Origin of the sequence: Streptomyces sp. DSM 40868 (assembly GCF_011820545.1) — a bacterium.
GTDB classification, from domain to species: Bacteria; Actinomycetota; Actinomycetes; order Streptomycetales; family Streptomycetaceae; genus Streptomyces; species Streptomyces eurythermus.
The window spans coordinates 7,830,058-7,846,775 of the sequence record NZ_CP050504.1 but is presented as its reverse complement, the minus strand read 5'-3'; the positions used below and the strand labels follow the sequence as shown (position 1 = coordinate 7,846,775).

Here is a 16,718-nt window from a genome sequence, read left to right as displayed (position 1 = left end):
GGTCACACCACTTCAGCCAGAGTACTACGTAGGGAGTTACCAGCTTGCGCAAGCTCGTGTACTACGTCGCCGTCTCGCTCGACGGCCGCATCGCCGGCCCCGGCGGCGAGTACGACTTCTTCCCGGCCGGTGACGAACGGCAGGCCGCCGCCTACTCCGGCTGGACCAACACCCTGTATCCCGAGACGGTCCCGACGGCCCTCCGCCCCGCCGTCGGCCTGGGCGACGCACCCAGCCGGCACTTCGACACGGTCGTCATGGGCCTCGGCGCCTACCGCCCCGCGCTCGACGCGGGGATCACCAGCCCGTACGCGCACCTGCGCCAGTACGTGGTCTCCAGCACCCTCGCCCCGGACACCGACCCGGCCGTCACCGTCGTCCCGGACGACCCGCTCGGCCTGGTCCGCGCGCTCAAGCGGGAGGAGGGCACCGGACTGGACATCTGGCTCTGCGGCGGCGGACGGCTCGCGGGGGCCCTGCTGCCCGAGATCGACGAGCTGGTGATCAAGAACTACCCGGTGGTGGCCGGCGCCGGGATCCCGGCCTTCGACGGCGCGTTCGACCCCACCGTCTTCGACGTCGCCGAGCGCACCGCCTTCCCCAACGGCGTCACCCTCACCCGCCTCACCCGCCGCTAGCGACACGCGGCAGGAGCCGTTTCCCCGGGAGTGCTGTGGGTACGCTGACGTTTCAGGTTTCGCATTCCCGTCGGACATCGGTCTCACAGCGCTGGCGGTTGGGACACAGGAGGCCGGGCGCGATGGCCATGAATCACGGCAAGACACAGCCCTCCAGGGCCACGGACGCCGGCTCCACGGGCTCCACGGGCTCCGCGTGCGGCGCGCCGTGCTGGGTCAGCCTGACCAGTCACGGTCTCGAGGCGGCACAGCGGTTCTACGGGGCCGTGCTCGGCTGGCAGTGGCGCCCCGCCGGGTCGGGCGATCACTTCCGTATCGCGCTGGCGGACTCGGCGCCGGTCGCCGGGATCGCCGTACTGCCCGCCCTGCGGCAGACGGGGGTCGCCTGGACGCCGTACTTCGCCGTCCCGGACGCCGACCAGGCCGCGGCGCGGGCCCGGGAGCGGGGCGGCACGGCGGGCGTCGGCCCGCTGCGGCTGCCGCCCGGGCGGGTGGCACTCCTCTCCGACCGGCACGGAGCCACCTTCGGCATCTGGGAGGGGGAGCTGTTCGGTCGCTGGGAACCCCGGCGGCGCGCGGCACCGGCCTTCATCACCCTGCACACCCGCGACGCCTTCGACGCCGCCATGTTCTACGGCGGCGTCCTCGACTGGGCCTCGGACCGCCCCGGCAGCTGTGAGGTCGAGTACGAGGCCGACGAGGTGCTGCTGCGCAGCCAGGGCCACGTCGTCGCGCGCATCGAGTCGGGCGAGTCGGACACCGCCCCCGACCCCTCGGTACGGCCGCACTGGCAGGTCACCTTCCTGGTGGACGATGTGCCGGAGTGCGCGCGGGCCGCGCGGCGGCACGGCGGAGGCGTCCTGGAGGAGGGCGAGCACGAGGCCGTACTGCGCGATCCCGACGGCGCCCGGTTCACCGTGATCTCGGCGGCCGGGCCGCGACTCGCCGGCTGAGCGGGCGGCGGCCCGCCGCGCCCCGGGAGCCTCACGGCTCGCCGGGTGCCCCCGCCGTGGTGTCCTGGGGCCGCTCGGGGGCGTCCGCGCCCAGCGGTGGCGCGGCATGCCGGTCGGTGCGGTGCCGCTCGCGGTCCGTGGTGAGCCGCTGCCGGGGCGTGCCGGCCGGGCCGGGCGGCACGGGGACGGGCCGGCGGGCGGTGAGCCGGCCCACCCAGCGGCGGCCGCAAAGCGGGCAGGGCGGAGCGCCCTGGGGCTCGTAGGGGGACGGCACGGCGTCTCCGTCGCGGGTGAAGTACTCCCACTCGTCGCCGTTCTCGTCGCGGTAGTACTGCACGTCGTAATCGGTGCTCCACGTGTGCCAGCAGTGGCCGCAGGTGAATTCGACGCGCTCGACGGCCAGTTCGGTGATCATCGGCCTGCCTCCTTCCGGCCCGGGCCCGTCTCCACAGCTACCGCCCTCGGCAAAAGCTTGTAAAGAGGTGGAAACCCGGATTTCTTGACAAGCTGGCGTGGGGACTTTATCCAGACTCTCAGTGACGTGTGTCCGGTCCGGGGTCTGGGAGACGGAGGGAGGAGAGGGCCATGGCACGCGCGGTAGGAATCGACCTCGGCACGACGAACTCGGTGGTCTCGGTCCTGGAGGGCGGCGAGCCCACCGTCATCACCAACACGGAGGGCGCCCGCACCACCCCGTCGGTCGTGGCGTTCGCCAAGAACGGCGAGGTGCTCGTCGGCGAGGTCGCCAAGCGGCAGGCCGTCACGAACGTGGAGCGCACCGTGCGCTCGGTCAAGCGGCACATGGGTGACGCGCAGTGGAGGTTCCCCGAGACCGGGAGCGTCGACGGCAAGCGGTACACGGCGCAGGAGATCTCCGCGCGGGTGCTGCAGAAGCTGAAGCGGGACGCGGAGGCGTACCTCGGCGAGGACGTCACGGACGCGGTGATCACCGTACCGGCGTACTTCAACGACTCCCAGCGCACCGCGACCAAGGAGGCCGGGGAGATCGCCGGGCTGAAGGTGCTGCGGATCATCAACGAGCCCACGTCGGCCGCCCTGGCCTACGGACTGGACAAGGAGAACGACCAGACGGTCCTCGTCTTCGACCTCGGCGGCGGCACCTTCGACGTGTCGCTGCTGGAGATCGGCGACGGCGTGGTCGAGGTCAAGGCCACCAACGGCGACACCCTTCTGGGCGGCGACGACTGGGACCAGCGGATCGTCGACCACCTGGTCCAGCAGTTCAAGAACCACTACGGCGTCGACCTGGCCAAGGACAAGATGGCCGTGCAGCGGCTGCGGGAGGCGGCGGAGCGGGCGAAGATCGAGCTGTCGTCGTCCTCGGAGACCACGATCAACCTGCCGTACATCACGGCGTCCGCCGAGGGCCCGCTGCACCTGGACGAGAAGCTCACCCGCGCCCAGTTCGAGCAGCTGACCAGCGATCTCCTGGAGCGGTGCAAGGGCCCGTTCCACAACGCGGTCAAGGACGCCGGGATCAAGGTGTCCGACATCGACCACGTCATCCTGGTCGGCGGCTCCACGCGGATGCCGGCGGTGACCGGCCTGGTGCGGGAGCTGACCGGCAAGGACCCGCACAAGGGCGTCAACCCGGACGAGGTCGTGGCCGTCGGCGCGGCCCTGCAGGCCGGTGTCCTCAAGGGCGAGGTCAAGGACGTCCTGCTGCTCGACGTCACCCCGCTGTCCCTCGGCATCGAGACCAAGGGCGGCATCATGACCAAGCTGATCGAGCGCAACACCACGATCCCGACCAAGCGCTCGGAGATCTTCACCACGGCCGAGGACAACCAGCCGTCGGTGCAGATCCAGGTCTTCCAGGGCGAGCGCGAGATCGCGGCGTACAACAAGAGGCTCGGCATGTTCGAGCTGACCGGTCTGCCGCCGGCGCCGCGCGGCGTCCCGCAGATCGAGGTCTCCTTCGACATCGACGCCAACGGCATCATGCACGTCACGGCGAAGGACCTCGGCACCGGCAGGGAACAGAAGATGACCGTCACCGGCGGCTCCTCGCTCCCGAAGGACGACATCGACCGCATGATGCGGGAGGCGGAGCAGCACGCCGAGGAGGACCGGCAGCGGCGCGAGACCGCCGAGACCCGCAACCGTGCCGAGCAGGTCGCCTACCAGACCGAGAAGCTGCTGAGCGACAACGCCGACAAGATCCCCGCCGACATCAGGGGCGAGGTCGACACGGCTCTGGCGGAGCTGAAGCAGGCGCTGAAGGCGGAGCCGGCGGACACCGCGGTCCTGCGGCAGGCCACGGAGAAGGTCACCGCCGCCGCCCAGAAGGTGGGCACCGCCATGTACGCCCAGGCGCAGCAGGCGCAGGGCGCGCAGGCGGCCGGCGGGGGTGCGGAGGGCGGCGGCGCGTCCGGTGCGGGCGGGCCGGACGAGGACGTGGTGGACGCCGAGATCGTCGACGAGGACAAGCGGCAGGACGGTGCCGGATGAGCGGTCCGAGTGGCACCGGCCACCGTGGCAGGCCGTCGCTGTCGGTCGTCGGGGACACCCGGCGGCGGGATCCGGGAAACAGCCTGGAACCCCGCCGCCGTGGCGATGTCGAGCCCGCCCGCCCGCCGGCCCGGCCCGCCGACGAGGCCGCCGTGCTGCGCGCGCGGCTGCGCGAGTGCACGGCGGACCTGCGGCGCGTGAAGGCCGAGTACGACACCTACCGCAGACGGGTCGGCCGCGACCGTCTGGCGGTCCGCGAGATAGCGGTGGCCAATGTGCTCACCGGCCTCCTGCCCGTCCTCGACGCCATCGACCAGGCCCGCGGGCAGGGCGAGGTCACGGGCGGCTTCCGGCGGGTGGCCGAGGTCCTGGAGCGCGAGCTCGCGGCCCTGGGGCTGCGGTCGTTCGGCACAGCGGGCGAGCCGTTCGACCCGGCCGTGCACGAGGCCGTCTCCTGCACGTTCACCGCCGCCGTCCGGCAGCCCACCTGTGCCGTCGTCCTCCGCCCCGGCTACCGGGTCGGCGAGCAGCTGCTGCGGCCGGCCCAGGTGGAGGTGGCGGAACCCGTCCGGATATGAAGCCGCTCGCCGTGCGGAAGGAGTTGTCGCCGTGCTGTCCGCCGTCGTGATCCCCGCGATACTGCTCGCCGTCGTGCTCGCGCCCGGCGTGTACGAGGAATGGAGGGCCTACGTCCGGCAGACGCGGCTGCCGCTGCCCCCGGCCCGGCGCCCCGTGCGCACCCGGCTGGTCCACGGCACGCGGTTCGCGTCCTTGCGGAGGTGGTGGTGCCGTCGGTGACCGCGCGTCACGAGGGCGGCCGGGCGGGGACCGGGCCGGTGCGGCGCCGGCGCCACTCCTGGTGGCGGCGGGCGGCGAAGTGGTAGTGGCGGTGCCGCGGCGCAGCCGGCGCCGTTGGGCCGGGCCCGGCTCCAGGGCCTTCCAGGTGGTGACGGTACGTGCGGGAGCCGTCGGGCCCGGAGCCGTACACCTGGCCGCCCGGCGTGACGTGCCTTCTCCTCATCCGGCGCCTGCACGCTCCCGAGGTGCCGCGGCGGTGGGTCCTACGCGGGTTCCGGGCCGTCGAGGAAGCCGAGCAGTACGTCGGCCTCCGCACGGAGCCGGGCGGCCCGGTCCGCGTGCGCCGGTGCCGTCAACTGCGCCGCGGCATCGAGCCGTTCGCCGGCTTCGGCACGGACGACCTCGATCACGTCGCGCTCGCTCAGCTCGCGCCGCGCGGCCTCGGTGGTGCCGGCGCCGACCGGTGACTGTTCGAGGGCGACGCCACGGAGTTCGTCCTCGCCCACGGGCACCGCCTCGGCGTTGTCCAGTGCGGCCAGGGTCGCGCGCAGGGCGCTCACGGCGGCCTTGTCACGGGCACGCATGGCCTCCGGCAGTGCCTGACGCATACGAAGACGTAGAGACATGCCGGTGACCTTATGCCCGCGCTCCCCCGGCCCTCAACGCGATAAGCCGCCCTCCCCGCGCCCCGGGGCGTCGGCGGAGCCGCTGCCGCGCCGCGTGTGCGCGCCGGGGGTCCGGGTACCCGTGCGCTCGTCACAGCCCGGCCGTGCCGACGAGAGGAGCCGAAGGTGAGCAGCTCAGCGGGCAGCAGGGTGGTCGTGACCGGCGCCACCGGCAATGTCGGGACCAGTGTGGTGCGCCTGCTCTCCGAGGACCCCGGGGTGGAGTCGGTACGCGGGCTGGCCCGGCGGACGCCGCAGTGGTCGCCGCCGAAGACGGAGTGGTCCGCCGTGGACCTCGGTTCGGACCAGGAGAACCTCGCCGAGCGGTTCGAGGGCGCGGACGCCGTGATCCACCTCGCCTGGGCGTTCCAGCCGACGCACGACCCGGCCCGGACCTGGCGGACCAATGTGCTGGGCGGTATCCGGGTGTTCGAGGCGGTCGCGGCGGCCGGAGTGCCCGTGCTGGTGCACGCCTCCTCCGTCGGCGCGTACTCGCCGGGACCGAAGGACCACGCGGTGGACGAGTCCTGGCCGACCCACGGCTGGCCGGACGCGGCGTACTGCCGGGAGAAGGCCTATCTGGAGCGCACGCTGGACGTGTTCGAGCGCGACCACCCCGAGGTGCGGGTGGTGCGCATGCGCCCGGCGTTCCTGTTCAAGTGGCAGTCGGCGAGCGAGCAGCGGCGGATCTTCGGCGGGCGGTTCCTGCCCGGTCCGCTGGCCCGGCCGGAGCTGCTGCCGTTCCTGCCGGACATCCCCGGGCTGCGGGTGCAGGCACTGCACACCGACGACGCGGCCGAGGCCTACCGGCTCGCGGTGCGCTCGGACAACGCCCGGGGCCCCTTCAATCTGGCCGCCGATCCCCCGCTGGACGCCGCCGTCCTGGCCGAGCTGCTCGGCTCCCGGCCGGTCCGGCTGCCGCGTACGGCGGCGCGCTCGGCGATCGCCGCCGCCTGGGGACTGCACCTGCTGCCCGCGTCCCCGCACCTGTTCGACGCCGTGCTGCGGCTGCCGCTGATGGACTGCGCGCGGGCCCGCGCCGAACTGGGCTGGCGTCCCCGGCGTACGGCGACCGAGGTGATCCAGGAGTTCCTGGAGGGCCTGCGGCAGGGCGGCGGGATGGAGACCGAACCGATGCGGGGACGCAAGGTCGGCTGAACGGGCCCTGACGGGCCCCACGGAGGAGCGGAGACACACCATGGCAGTACGGGAACCCGGGTCCGGCGGCGAGGAGCGGCCGGTGCCCAGGGACATGCCCGACCAGCAGGTCGGCGCCGGGGAGGACCGGTGGGACGTCAGCGCCCCGGGGCGGCCCGCCGAGGACGGGCGGGACGAGGACCGCGAGGACACCGCGCCGGACACGGACGAGGCCGGCACCGGCCCGCGCGGCGCGCCCCGGACGGGCACGGTGCACCCGGAGCACCCCGGCCCGGACGAGTCACCGGCGTAGGACCGCACGGGGGGCGCCTGCCGGAGTCGCGCCGGACCGCACGCGTCACCGGGTCGCGTCCGGGATCAGTGCGGCGCCCTCTCCTGGAGGGCCGTGTGCCAGGTGGGGAGCGGGGTCTCGCCGGCCGGTTCCGGGCGGCGCCCGCCGCTGGCGAAGAAGTCGGCCAGGGGGAGGATCGCGGCGCCGACGGTCACCGCGTCCGGGCCGAGCCGGCCGAGGTCGATGGTCACCTGGTCGCCCGGATGGCGCAGGGCGTACGTCGCCGCGTGCCGGCGGACGGCGGGCAGGAAGCGGGTGCCCAGCTGGAGGCCCGCCCAGCCGCCGATCAGGATGCGCTCGGGCTGGAAGAGGTTGATCAGGTCGGACAGGCCGGCGCCGAGGTACTCGGCGGTCTCCTCCAGGACGGCCAGCGCGACCGGGTCCGGCGCGGTGCCCTCGGGCGGGTACGCGGCGGCGAGCATCGCGGTGAGCGCGGTCTCCTCGTCCGTGTCCTCGGGCGGGCGGCCGCCCTCCTCGCGCCAGCGGGCGAGCAGCGACTCCGCGCCGGCGTACGCCTCCAGGCAGCCGGGGGCGCCGCAGCGGCAGCGCCGGCCGCGCACCCGTACCGTCAGATGGCCCCACTCTACGGCCCGCCCGTGCTCCACCTCGGGCGTGACCAGGCAGGCGCCGACGCCGGAGCCGAACAGCACGACCACGGCGTTGCGGGCGCCGCGCCCGGCGCCGAACCACATCTCGGCCTGGCCGAGGGTCTTGGCGCCGTTGTCGATGAGGTACGGCACCCCGTCGGGGAGCGGGGAGGCGGAGCGCAGCAGCCGCTCCAGCGGGACGGCGTCCCAGCCGATGGTCTGGCCGTGGACGACGGCGCCCTGGTCCGGGGTGTGTTCGACGATGCCCGGGACGCCGACGCCGACGCCCAGCAGCCGGTCGGGGGCGGCCTGTTCGGCGGTGAGGACCTCGGCGACGCCGTCGCGGATGTGACCGGCGATGACATCGACGTCGTAGCCCTGTGGGGTCAACGGCCTTTCCACCCGGGCCAGCTCGGTCAGGGCCAGGTCGAACAGCTCGACGCGGACGCGGGTTTCGCCGACGTCGACGCCGATCATCTGTCCGCTGTGCGGGGCGACGCGCAGCAGGGTGCGGGGCCGGCCGCCGTCGGAGTCGACGCTGCCGGCCTCCTCCACCAGGCCGTCCGCGATCAGGTCCGCGACCACGTTGCTGACCGAGCCGGAACTGAGTCCGGTGGCCGGGCCCAGCTCGAAACGGCTGAGCGGGCCGTCGAAGTACAGCCGCTGGAGCACCGCCGTGCGGTTGCCCCGCCTCAGGTCGCGTACCGTACGCCCGTTGCGCCCCGCCATGTGGCTCCCTTCACGAACCGTCCCCGACCTGCAACATACTCCTTCGGGCAGCGGGGCGCGACATTACCCCACGCCTTAGTTCATGCTGTGAGCTAAGCGGAACGCGTGCTGTCGTCCAGCAGGCCCGGAGGGGCGGAGGGACGGGCGGGCGGACCCCCGCCCCTTCCGGCACCCGCCGGATTCGCCCCACCGCGCCCCTCCCCCACGCCCGGGCTCAGCCGGCCGCGTACACGTCCTCCACGTAACGTCCGTCCGCCACCAGCGCGTCGAGCCAGCGCTCGGCCTGCGCCGCGTCGGCGTCCGGGGTGTGTTCGCGGTACAGGGTACGGAACGCCTCGCGGACGCCGGGTGCCATGCGGGCGCCGTCGCCGCACACGTACACCCGCGCTCCGGCGCCCAGCAGCCGCCACACCTCGTCGGCCTCGGCGGCGATGCGGTGCTGGACGAACGCGGCGCCGTTCACGGGGGCGGCGCTGAAGGCCGGGCGCAGCGCGATGGCGCCGGCCCGCTCGGCGGCCCGCAGCTCGTCGGCGTGCAGAAAGTCGGCGTCGGGCGCGTCACAGCCGAAGTACAGCAGGGCGGGCGGGAGTTCGGCGCCCGCGCGGAGGGCGGCCAGCCGGTCGGCGACGGCGCCCCGGAACGGCGCGAGACCGGTGCCGGCGGCGACCATCACCACCGGCGCCGAGCCGTCGACGCGGAACGCCTCACGGCAGGGCTGGACCCGGGCGTACACGGTGTCGCCGGGCCGCAGCGAGGCGAGGTGGCCGGAGCCGGTGCCCCGGTAGCGGCCCCTGCCGGAGCGTGCCGGGGCGTCGAGCACGGACACCATGAGGTCGGCGTGGCGGGCGTCGGCCGCCGGCGCGGAGGAGATGGAGTAGTGGCGGGGTCGCAACGGGGTGAGCAGGTCGAGCAGGACCGGCCAGGCGAGGGCGCCGCGCAGCGCGGGGTGGTCCTCGGCCAGCTCCAGCAGGGTGCGGGGGTCGTCGCCGGGCAGGGCGGCGAGGGCGGCGCGCTCGGGCGGGCAAGGGTTGGCCTCGGCGAGCAGGGCCCGCTGCCGGTCGGTCGGCCGTTCCTGCAACTCCACGTGGTGGGTGAGGAGTTCGCGTACCGTCAGCGGCCGGTCCACGGCGATGTTGTCGCGGCGCGGGCGGGTGGCCCGGATGTCCAGGACGGCGTCGGCGTCGAGACCGAACGCGGCGACCGCCCGGTCCACCAGCTCGGGCGCGTTGGCGGGCAGCACGGTCAGGTGGTCGGCGGTGCGGTAGGTGACGCCCTCGGGCAGGGCGATGCGCAGGAACCGCTTGGTGCGGGGGTGGCCGGGCGCGGTGAGGTCGTGGGCCTCGGTGACGGTCATCGGGACCAGGCCGTGCCGTTCGGCGAGGGCGTCCAGCGGGCCGCCGGTCAGGGTGCGTACCGCGTAGGCGTGGGCGGGCTCCTCCGGGGTGCCGGTCCCGGCGTCCGGGTCGCCGTACTGCGTGAGCAGCGCGGTGCGCAGGCGGTCCGTGAACTCCCGTACGGTGCCGGTGAGATCGCCGGAGGCGTCGGCGGCGGCGCGCTCGGTGAGCCGGGTGGCGCCGAGTTCGGCGAGGCGGGCGTCGACGCGGGTGGGGATTTGCTGGTAGGTGGCGGCCCAGTTGCGGTCGCCGACGCCGAGGACGGCGTAGGTCACGCCGGTCAGGTCGGGGGTGCCGTCGAGCCAGGCGGTGAAGGCGGTGGCGTCGTCGGTGGGGCGGCCGTTGTAGGAGGCGGCGGTGATGATCACGGGCCGGTCGGTGGGCAGGCCGTCCGCGTAGGCGTCCAGCGCGGCGACCTCGGTGGCGCAGCCGACGGCGGCGGCCTCGTCGGCGAGCCGGGCGGCGAAGTCGCGGCAGGTGCCGTAGTTGCTGCCGTGCAGGAACAGCGCGCGGGTGCCGGGGCGGACCCGGGCCGGGAGGGTGTCCGGGGCCGGGGTGTCCTGGGCGGGCGCGGGGGCGGTGCCGGGCAGCGGGGCGTGCGCGCGGTCGGCGGCGGTGCGCGGGGTGAGCGTGAGGGTGAAGCCCTCGGGCTTGAGGGTGAGGGTCTCCTTCACGGTGAGCCGGTAGCCGGCGTGGTCGTGCAGCCGGTAGCGGTGGACCAGCAGGGCGAGCAGCATGGTCGCCTCGTGCAGCGCGAACTGCCGCCCGATGCAGGCGCGTTCTCCGGTGCCGAACGGCTTGTAGGCGTGCACCGGGCGGGCCGCCTCGGCCTCGGGGGTGAACCGCTCGGGGTCGAACAGCTCGGGGTTGTCGCCCCACACGGTCTGGCGGTGCAGCATCGGCGTGAGCACGGTGACGGCCTGGCCGGCGCGCAGCGGGAGCCGGCCGCCGAGCAGGGTGTCCTCGCGGGCGTGCCGGCTGAACGCGGCGGCCGTCGGCCACAGCCGCAGCGCCTCGTTGAGGACCTGGCGGGTGTAGGTGAGCCGGCCGATGTCGTCGTACGTCGGCTCGGGGTCGGGGGCGTCGCCCCACAGCGCGTCGGCCTCGCGCTGGACGAGCCGGAGCACGGCGGGGTGCTTGGCGAGGTAGTACAGGGCGAAGGACATGGCGCCGGAGGTGGTCTCGTGGCCGGCGATCAGGAAGGTGATGACCTGGTTGCGGATGTTGGCCGGGTCCAGGGTGGTGCCGTCGGCGGGGTGCGGGGCGCTCAGCATCAGCCCGAGCAGGTCCTGCGCGCCGCTCTGGTCGGTGCCGGTGCGGGCGGCGATGACGTCGTCCACGACCCGGGCGAGGTAGTCGGCGTCGGCGCGGAAGGCGGCGTCGGCGGCCGTGTGGTCCCCGTCGGGGGTACGGGCCAGGCGGGTCATGCTCCACTCCAGGCAGCGGACCATCGACTCCACGAAGGGGTGCGGTTCGGCGCGCTCGAAGGAGCCGAAGTCGTAGTCGAATCCGGCCAGTCCGATGGTGTCGAGGGTCATGCGGGTCATGTCGTCGGGCACGTCGACGGGCCGGCCGTCCCGGGCCGCCCGGTCCCAGGAGTCGATGAGGCGGCGGGCCACCTTCAGCATCACCGGGTGGTAGGTGCGCATCGAGCCGAGCGCGAAGGCGGGCATCAGGATGTCGTGCGCCTTGGCCCAGTTGGGCTCGTCGTTGTACGCGGTGAACAGGCCGTCGGCGGCGAACTCGCGGACGTTCTCCAGGGCGGGTCCGACGTGCTTGGCGAACCGCTCCTCGTCGGCGAGGTCGGCGACCAGGTCCGTGTCGGCGACGAACAGCGCGTCCCGGCCGTGCAGCCGGCGCACCAGCACCGGGCCGTGCTCCCGCATCAGCCCCATCACCTGCTGGATGGGGGTCCGGCCGGGGCCGGTGGCGGTGATGTCGAGGACGGGGACGCCGGGCAGGGTGGCGGCGGGCTCGGGGTGCAGTGCGGTGGGGGGCATGCGCGACAACTGCCTTTCGCGGGAACGGACTCCTGCGTTCCAGGGTGGTCGACGGGCGGGCCGAACCGGCGCCATGGCACTACACGATCGTGTAGGGGAAAGTCGGCGACGGCTCTTGCGCGGCCCGCGCGCCTACCGCCTACCGCCTACCGCCTACCGACCGCAGCCCGCAGCCCGCAGCCCGCAGCCCGCAGCCCGCAGCAGGGTACGGCTGATCGCCGCGCGGCCGGAAAGGCCGCGCCCGCCGAGGCCCCGAGTTGCCGCTGACCTGCCTTTTCCTCTTTGATGGGCGGGCGGCCGGCGGACCGGGAGGTGCGATGGAGGCGGGACGGGCCGACGCGGTGACCTGGCGCAATCGCGCGCTGCTGGTGTTCGACCGGGTGTCGGTGCCGGTGGCGGTGTGCGATGTGTACGGCCAGGTGGTGCTGGCGAACCCCGCGATGGCCGCGGAGTGCGGTACCACCCCGGGCCGGCTGCGCGGCCGGCAGGTGCTGGAGCTGTTCCGGCCGCAGGAGGCCGGCCAGGTGGAGCGGATCGCCGAGGCGCTGCGGCTGCGGCACCGCTCCCGCTATCAGGTGTCGGTGTGCTGGCGGGCACCCGGCGGGGCGGAGCGGTACGGGGAACTGACCGCGGATCCGGTGAGCGACAGCGCGCAGGAGACACCGGCGCTGCTGGTGATGCTGCGGGTGCTGGGCGAGCGCACCGCGCCCGGGTCCGAGCCGGTGCCCACCACGGAGGTGGAGCGGCAGGTGCTGGCGCTGCTGGCCGGCGGGGCCACCACCGCCCGCGCCGCCCGTGAGCTGGGTCTCAGCAGGGACGGTGTCACCTATCACCTGCGGCGGCTGTCGGCACGCTGGGGCGCCGCCAACCGCACCGAACTGGTCGCCCGCGCCTACGCCTTGGGCGTGCTGCTGCCCGGGGTCTGGCCCCCGAGAGCGCGGGCGGAGGAGTCCGAGTAGCCCCCACGGAAAACCATTAGCACACTCCACTGGGGCTAAATACGATAGCCGCGTGCCTAGGATCCCTAGGCAGCGTTTCGTCGTATCCGGAAGGACCCCCATGAGACCGCTCACCGAGCAGGACATCCGCGCCTCCTTCGTCAACTGCTCCAAGGGCGAGGCCAAGCGTCTGGCCGTGCCGCGCGATCTCGGGGAACGCCCCTGGGACGATCTGGACTTCCTCGGCTGGCGCGATCCCGGCGCGCCCGACCGTAGCTATCTGGTCACCGAGCGCGACGGCCGTCTCACCGGTGTGGCCCTGCGCTACCCGTCCTCGCAGCGCGGCTTCCTGCACCGCAGCCTGTGCTCGGTGTGCCTGACCACGCATCCCGGCGGCGGGGTGTCGCTGATGACCGCGCGCAAGGCGGGCACGGCCGGCCGGGAGGGGAACTCGGTCGGGCTGTACATGTGCACCGACCTGGCGTGTTCGCTGTACGTACGGGGCAGGAAGGCGCCGGAGTCCGGGGTGCGGTTCGAGGAGAGCCTGACCCTGGAGGAACAGATCGCCCGGACCCGGGACAACCTCTTCGCCTTCCTGGACAAGCTGTACGCCTGACTCCTTCCCGGACAAGCCGCACGTCTGGGAGCCGTCCGGCACACGCCGTGGCGGGCATGGCCGGAAACAGACCGCGAACGGCCACGTTCGACCTGCCCGGGTAACGGGAACAGGCCAAAGGATGATCAACGTACGGAAGTGGACCCCGGACCTGCGGCAGGTGCTGAGGCGTCGCCGGGACCCGGCGGTCGTCCAGACGCTGCGGTCGGCTGCGGCCGCGTCGGTCGCCTATGTCATCGCGCTCCGGCTGAGCCCGGAGCCGGCCCCGCTCACCGCGCCGCTGACCGCGCTGCTGGTCGTCCAGGTGACGTTCTACGCCACGCTGACCAACGGCATCCGCCGGGTGAACTCGGTGGTCGCCGGTGTGCTGGTCGCCATCGCGTTCAGTGTGCTGGTGGGGCTGACCTGGTGGAGCCTGGCGCTGCTCATCGTCGCCGCGCTGGCCGTGGGCCGGCTGGTGCGGGTGGACGAGTACACGGCCGAGGTGGCGATCAGTGCCATGCTGGTGCTCGGCGCCACGGTCGGGTACACCGCGTGGGCCCGGATCGTGGAGACGCTGATCGGCGCGGCCGTCGGCACCGCCTGCAATCTGCTGCTGCCACCGCCCGTGTGGGTGGACGAGGCGGGCCGGTCCATCGAGGGCCTGGCCCGGCGGGTGCGGCAGCTGATGCTGCGGATGGGCGAGGAGGCCGCGGGCCGGGTCCCCTGGCAGCGGGCGGCCGAGCGGCTGCACGAGGCACGCCGGCTGGACCACGACATCACGGGGGTGGACGCGGCGCTGCGGCAGGCGGAGGACAGTCTGCGGCTCAATCCGCGGGTGAAGGAGGGGCTGCTGCACCGGGTGGTGCTGCGCACCGGTCTGGACACGCTGGAGATCTGCACGGTGGTGCTGCGGGTGCTGGCCCGCTCGTTCACCGACCTGGCGAAGGCCCGTGGCGCGCAGGACCTGTTCCCGCCCCGGGTGGGGGCGACCGTGGAACAGCTGCTGTCGGAGATCGCCGACGCGGTGGTCAGCTTCGCGGTGCTGGTGACCACGGATCTGAGCCAGGACGCCGAGTCGGCCGAGGCCCGGCTGTCGGCCGAGCTGCACACGGCGGCCGGCACCCGCGACCGGCTGGCGGAGCTGCTCCGGGAGGAGATCGCCAAGGACTGGACGGACTGGCAGCTGCTGGGCGCCGTGCTGACCGAGACGACCAGGATCATCGACGAGCTGAACACCGAGCACCGCACCCGGCGGCTGCTGGAGGAGCTGGACCGGGTCTCCCGCGAGCACCGGGCCAAGCTGCCGCGGCTGGCCCGGCTGCGTGACTGGCTCGGCGTCCAGGAGGAGCTGTGGCGCAATCGCGCGGGCCTCGGCAGCCGTTCCCGGTGAGGTGCGCCGGGGCCGCACGGGTTGCCCCTGGCGGCGGGTGCGGGCCAAGGTGTCCTGTCAGGAGCGGGCCGGCCGACGACCTGAGGTGGGGCATGGAGACGCAGTCACGGACGTCCGCGCGCAGCCGGGAGAGCGGCGGCGGGTGGACCAGGCGCCGGTTCGTCGGGGCCGTGGCCGGCACGGCCGCCGTCACCGCGTGCACGGCCCGGGTGACCCCGGCGGCGGACGCCCGGGCGACGCGGGGTGCGCCGGAACCCGCCGCGCCGTCCCGGGGAGCGCCGGGGCCGCGCCCGCTGTACGTGGGCACCTACACGTCCGTGGCGGGCGGCGGCACCGGCATCGGCATCGCGTCGTACGACCCCCGGTCGGGCCGGATCACCGGGGAGGGGACGCTGACCGGGGTGTCCGACCCGTCGTATCTGGCCGTGCACCCGGACGGCCGGACGCTGTACGCGGTGGCCGAACGGCAGGACGGCGCGGTGACCGCCGTACGCCTCGCCGACCGGCGGGTCCTCGGCACCCGGAGCACCGGCGGCGCGGGTCCCTGCCATCTGTCGGTGCATCCCACCGGTCGCTGGCTGCTGAGCGCCGACTACGGCTCGGGCAGCGTCTCGGTGCACCCGATCGACGCCTCGGGGGCCCTGGGCGAGCGCACCGACCGGGTCACGCACACCTCGCCGCCGCCCGGACCCGGCCAACAGGGTCCGCACGCGCACCAGTTCGTCACCAGTCCCGACGGACGGCACGTACTCGCCGTGGACCTGGGCACCGACACCGTCTACACCTACCGCCTGGATCCGGTGCGGGGCACGCTCACGGAGGCCGCCCGGGCGCACACCCGGCCCGGCGCGGGCCCGCGCCATCTGACCTTCCATCCCGGCGGCCGGTACGCCTACCTGGCCAACGAGCTGGACGACACGGTGGCCGTGTGCGCCTACGACCCGCGCTCCGGGCGGCTGAGCGTCGGCGCGCCGCAGCCGACGGGCTCGGACGGCGGCACCAACTATCCGGCGCAGCTCCTGGTGACGGCGGACGGCCGGTTCGCGTACCTGGCCAACCGGGGCCACAACAGCCTCGCCCGGTACGCCGTGGAGTCCGCGGGGGCCCGGCTGCGGCTGCTGGGGACGGTGCCGGTGGGCGGGGACTTCCCGCGGCAGATCGCGTTCTCCCCGGACGGCCGGCTGCTGTTCGCGGCGAATCAGCGCTCCGGCACGGTCACCGTCTTCCACGTCGACGCGGGCAGTGGACGGCTGAGCCCGGCCGGCGAGCCGTTCGCGTCACCCGTCGCCGTCTGCGCGCTGCCGCTGTAGCGCCCGGGGGCAGCCCGTGGCGGCGGCCTGGGCCAGCAGGGCGTGCACGCGCTCGGTGAGCTGGGGGACGTCGTCGGCGGGCGCGTGGAAGGGCAGCCGTACGTCACCGTGGGCGCGGGTGCGTTCGATGCGCAGGGTCAGCCCGTGCCGGTCGACGGCGAGCGGGACCACCCGGGTCGCGGCGTGCAGGCTCTCCGGCCGCACCAGGCGGCTGAGCCGCTCGACGGCGTCCGGGTGGGCGTCGGCGAGGTGGGTGAGCAGCCGTGCCTCGGCCTCGGCGAGGGGGTCGGGCCGGGCGGCGGCGAACTCGTCGAGGTCGACGACGACGGGCCCGGAGGCCTGCCGGAGCACGACGCGGGTGGGACGGAAGAGCAGGGCGCCCTCGGAGGGGGCGAGCCAGCCGGAGAGCCAGAGCCGGGCCCGGATCCGGTTGCGCACCGGTACGGGGGCGACGTCGGCGAACTCCAGCAGGGCGGAGGGCTCCTGGCGGGGGGCGCACAGGGACGCGGCGAACAGGCCGCTGTCGTCGGGGACCGTCAGCCGCACCCGGCCGTCCTCGGTGACGGTGTGCGCTCCGGCGTACTCCTCGCGCACGCCGTCCGCGGTCACCGCGCACGACCACGCGAGGGACAGCACCGTGCGTGCCCGTTCCGCCGCGCCGGGGGCGGCCGTCCAGTCCTGCGTGTCACCCATCCGAGACCTCCTTAGGTAAGCCTTGCCTAACCTATCGGAGTTCGGGGCGCGCGCCAACCACGCC

Annotated in this window: 16 protein-coding genes; 11 read left to right on the top strand and 5 right to left on the bottom strand. The window is 74.3% G+C overall.

The features are described 5' to 3' along the window. Positions 1–44: 44 nt before the first annotated feature. Together HB370_RS35400 and HB370_RS35395 are read left to right on the top strand one after the other, a co-directional pair. Entirely contained in the window at positions 45–638 is a 594-nt protein-coding gene (locus HB370_RS35400; RefSeq protein ID WP_030780162.1) for a dihydrofolate reductase family protein, read from the top strand. Positions 639–766: 128 nt separating this feature from the next. Beyond that, complete coding sequence (locus tag HB370_RS35395) at positions 767–1,591, top strand: VOC family protein (protein WP_030780165.1); 825 nt, start codon at positions 767–769, stop codon at positions 1,589–1,591. Positions 1,592–1,622: 31 nt separating this feature from the next. Here the strand turns inward: HB370_RS35395 and HB370_RS35390 are convergent, their stop codons facing one another. Next, a complete protein-coding gene (locus tag HB370_RS35390; RefSeq protein ID WP_030780167.1) occupies positions 1,623–2,006 on the bottom strand; it encodes a hypothetical protein in 384 nt (127 codons plus the stop codon). A gap of 170 nt (positions 2,007–2,176) precedes the next feature. Between HB370_RS35390 and dnaK the strand changes: the two genes are divergently transcribed. Genes dnaK through HB370_RS35375 form a run of 3 tightly spaced genes read left to right on the top strand, consistent with a single transcriptional unit; the run spans position 2,177 to position 4,861 of the window. Further along, positions 2,177–4,063: a molecular chaperone DnaK gene (gene dnaK, locus HB370_RS35385; RefSeq protein WP_167513070.1), complete on the top strand. Its 1,887-nt coding sequence runs from the start codon at positions 2,177–2,179 to the stop codon at positions 4,061–4,063. After that, positions 4,060–4,641: a nucleotide exchange factor GrpE gene (grpE, locus tag HB370_RS35380; protein ID WP_030780172.1), complete on the top strand. Its 582-nt coding sequence runs from the start codon at positions 4,060–4,062 to the stop codon at positions 4,639–4,641. Before dnaK ends, grpE begins: the two co-directional genes overlap by 4 nt. Positions 4,642–4,672: 31 nt before the next feature. Further along, positions 4,673–4,861, top strand: a complete 189-nt coding sequence (locus HB370_RS35375; protein ID WP_030780174.1) for a hypothetical protein — start codon at positions 4,673–4,675, stop codon at positions 4,859–4,861. A gap of 263 nt (positions 4,862–5,124) precedes the next feature. Here HB370_RS35375 and HB370_RS35370 read toward each other — a convergent pair whose 3' ends face one another. Further along, positions 5,125–5,445: a hypothetical protein gene (locus tag HB370_RS35370; protein ID WP_030780177.1), complete on the bottom strand. Its 321-nt coding sequence runs from the start codon at positions 5,443–5,445 to the stop codon at positions 5,125–5,127. Positions 5,446–5,652: 207 nt separating this feature from the next. Here HB370_RS35370 and HB370_RS35365 point away from each other — a divergent pair, with 207 nt between their 5' ends. Further along, the gene (locus tag HB370_RS35365; protein ID WP_030780180.1) at positions 5,653–6,684 is read left to right on the top strand and encodes an SDR family oxidoreductase; all 1,032 of its coding nucleotides are present in this window, start codon (positions 5,653–5,655) and stop codon (positions 6,682–6,684) included. Between the two features lie 40 nt (positions 6,685–6,724). Further along, the gene (locus HB370_RS35360; RefSeq protein WP_030780183.1) at positions 6,725–6,976 is read left to right on the top strand and encodes a hypothetical protein; all 252 of its coding nucleotides are present in this window, start codon (positions 6,725–6,727) and stop codon (positions 6,974–6,976) included. Positions 6,977–7,041: 65 nt separating this feature from the next. On the opposite strand, the gene HB370_RS35355 is transcribed toward HB370_RS35360, so the two are convergent. Together HB370_RS35355 and HB370_RS35350 are read right to left on the bottom strand one after the other, a co-directional pair. After that, a complete protein-coding gene (locus HB370_RS35355; RefSeq protein WP_030780184.1) occupies positions 7,042–8,331 on the bottom strand; it encodes an ROK family transcriptional regulator in 1,290 nt (429 codons plus the stop codon). A gap of 214 nt (positions 8,332–8,545) precedes the next feature. Beyond that, positions 8,546–11,725, bottom strand: a complete 3,180-nt coding sequence (locus HB370_RS35350; RefSeq protein WP_030780187.1) for a cytochrome P450 — start codon at positions 11,723–11,725, stop codon at positions 8,546–8,548. A 317-nt stretch (positions 11,726–12,042) separates the two neighbouring features. Here HB370_RS35350 and HB370_RS35345 point away from each other — a divergent pair, with 317 nt between their 5' ends. The 4 genes from HB370_RS35345 (at position 12,043) to HB370_RS35330 (ending at position 15,961) form a co-directional block, all read left to right on the top strand. Beyond that, positions 12,043–12,684, top strand: coding sequence for a PAS domain-containing protein (locus HB370_RS35345; RefSeq protein WP_030780201.1), 642 nt, complete (start codon positions 12,043–12,045; stop codon positions 12,682–12,684). A 100-nt stretch (positions 12,685–12,784) separates the two neighbouring features. After that, positions 12,785–13,279, top strand: coding sequence for an FBP domain-containing protein (locus tag HB370_RS35340; RefSeq protein WP_030780204.1), 495 nt, complete (start codon positions 12,785–12,787; stop codon positions 13,277–13,279). Positions 13,280–13,400: 121 nt separating this feature from the next. Continuing rightward, positions 13,401–14,651 carry an FUSC family protein gene (locus HB370_RS35335; RefSeq protein WP_030780207.1) on the top strand — a complete coding sequence of 417 codons (1,251 nt, stop codon included), beginning with the start codon at positions 13,401–13,403 and terminating at the stop codon, positions 14,649–14,651. Between the two features lie 92 nt (positions 14,652–14,743). Continuing rightward, complete coding sequence (locus HB370_RS35330) at positions 14,744–15,961, top strand: lactonase family protein (RefSeq protein ID WP_208974471.1); 1,218 nt, start codon at positions 14,744–14,746, stop codon at positions 15,959–15,961. Here the strand turns inward: HB370_RS35330 and HB370_RS35325 are convergent. Continuing rightward, entirely contained in the window at positions 15,929–16,654 is a 726-nt protein-coding gene (locus tag HB370_RS35325; protein ID WP_030780213.1) for a DUF2470 domain-containing protein, read from the bottom strand. The two genes, HB370_RS35330 and HB370_RS35325, sit on opposite strands and share 33 nt — an antisense overlap. Between the last annotated feature and the right edge of the window lie 64 nt (positions 16,655–16,718).

Coding starts and splice junctions, on each gene's coding strand:
- HB370_RS35395 (WP_030780165.1), top strand. CDS start 767: ATGAATCACGGCAAGACACAGCCCTCCAGGGCCACGGACGCCGGCTCC.
- HB370_RS35390 (WP_030780167.1), bottom strand. CDS start 2,006: ATGATCACCGAACTGGCCGTCGAGCGCGTCGAATTCACCTGCGGCCAC.
- dnaK (WP_167513070.1), top strand. CDS start 2,177: ATGGCACGCGCGGTAGGAATCGACCTCGGCACGACGAACTCGGTGGTC.
- grpE (WP_030780172.1), top strand. CDS start 4,060: ATGAGCGGTCCGAGTGGCACCGGCCACCGTGGCAGGCCGTCGCTGTCG.
- HB370_RS35370 (WP_030780177.1), bottom strand. CDS start 5,445: ATGCGTGCCCGTGACAAGGCCGCCGTGAGCGCCCTGCGCGCGACCCTG.
- HB370_RS35360 (WP_030780183.1), top strand. CDS start 6,725: ATGGCAGTACGGGAACCCGGGTCCGGCGGCGAGGAGCGGCCGGTGCCC.
- HB370_RS35355 (WP_030780184.1), bottom strand. CDS start 8,331: ATGGCGGGGCGCAACGGGCGTACGGTACGCGACCTGAGGCGGGGCAAC.
- HB370_RS35350 (WP_030780187.1), bottom strand. CDS start 11,725: ATGCCCCCCACCGCACTGCACCCCGAGCCCGCCGCCACCCTGCCCGGC.
- HB370_RS35345 (WP_030780201.1), top strand. CDS start 12,043: ATGGAGGCGGGACGGGCCGACGCGGTGACCTGGCGCAATCGCGCGCTG.
- HB370_RS35340 (WP_030780204.1), top strand. CDS start 12,785: ATGAGACCGCTCACCGAGCAGGACATCCGCGCCTCCTTCGTCAACTGC.
- HB370_RS35335 (WP_030780207.1), top strand. CDS start 13,401: ATGATCAACGTACGGAAGTGGACCCCGGACCTGCGGCAGGTGCTGAGG.
- HB370_RS35330 (WP_208974471.1), top strand. CDS start 14,744: ATGGAGACGCAGTCACGGACGTCCGCGCGCAGCCGGGAGAGCGGCGGC.
- HB370_RS35325 (WP_030780213.1), bottom strand. CDS start 16,654: ATGGGTGACACGCAGGACTGGACGGCCGCCCCCGGCGCGGCGGAACGG.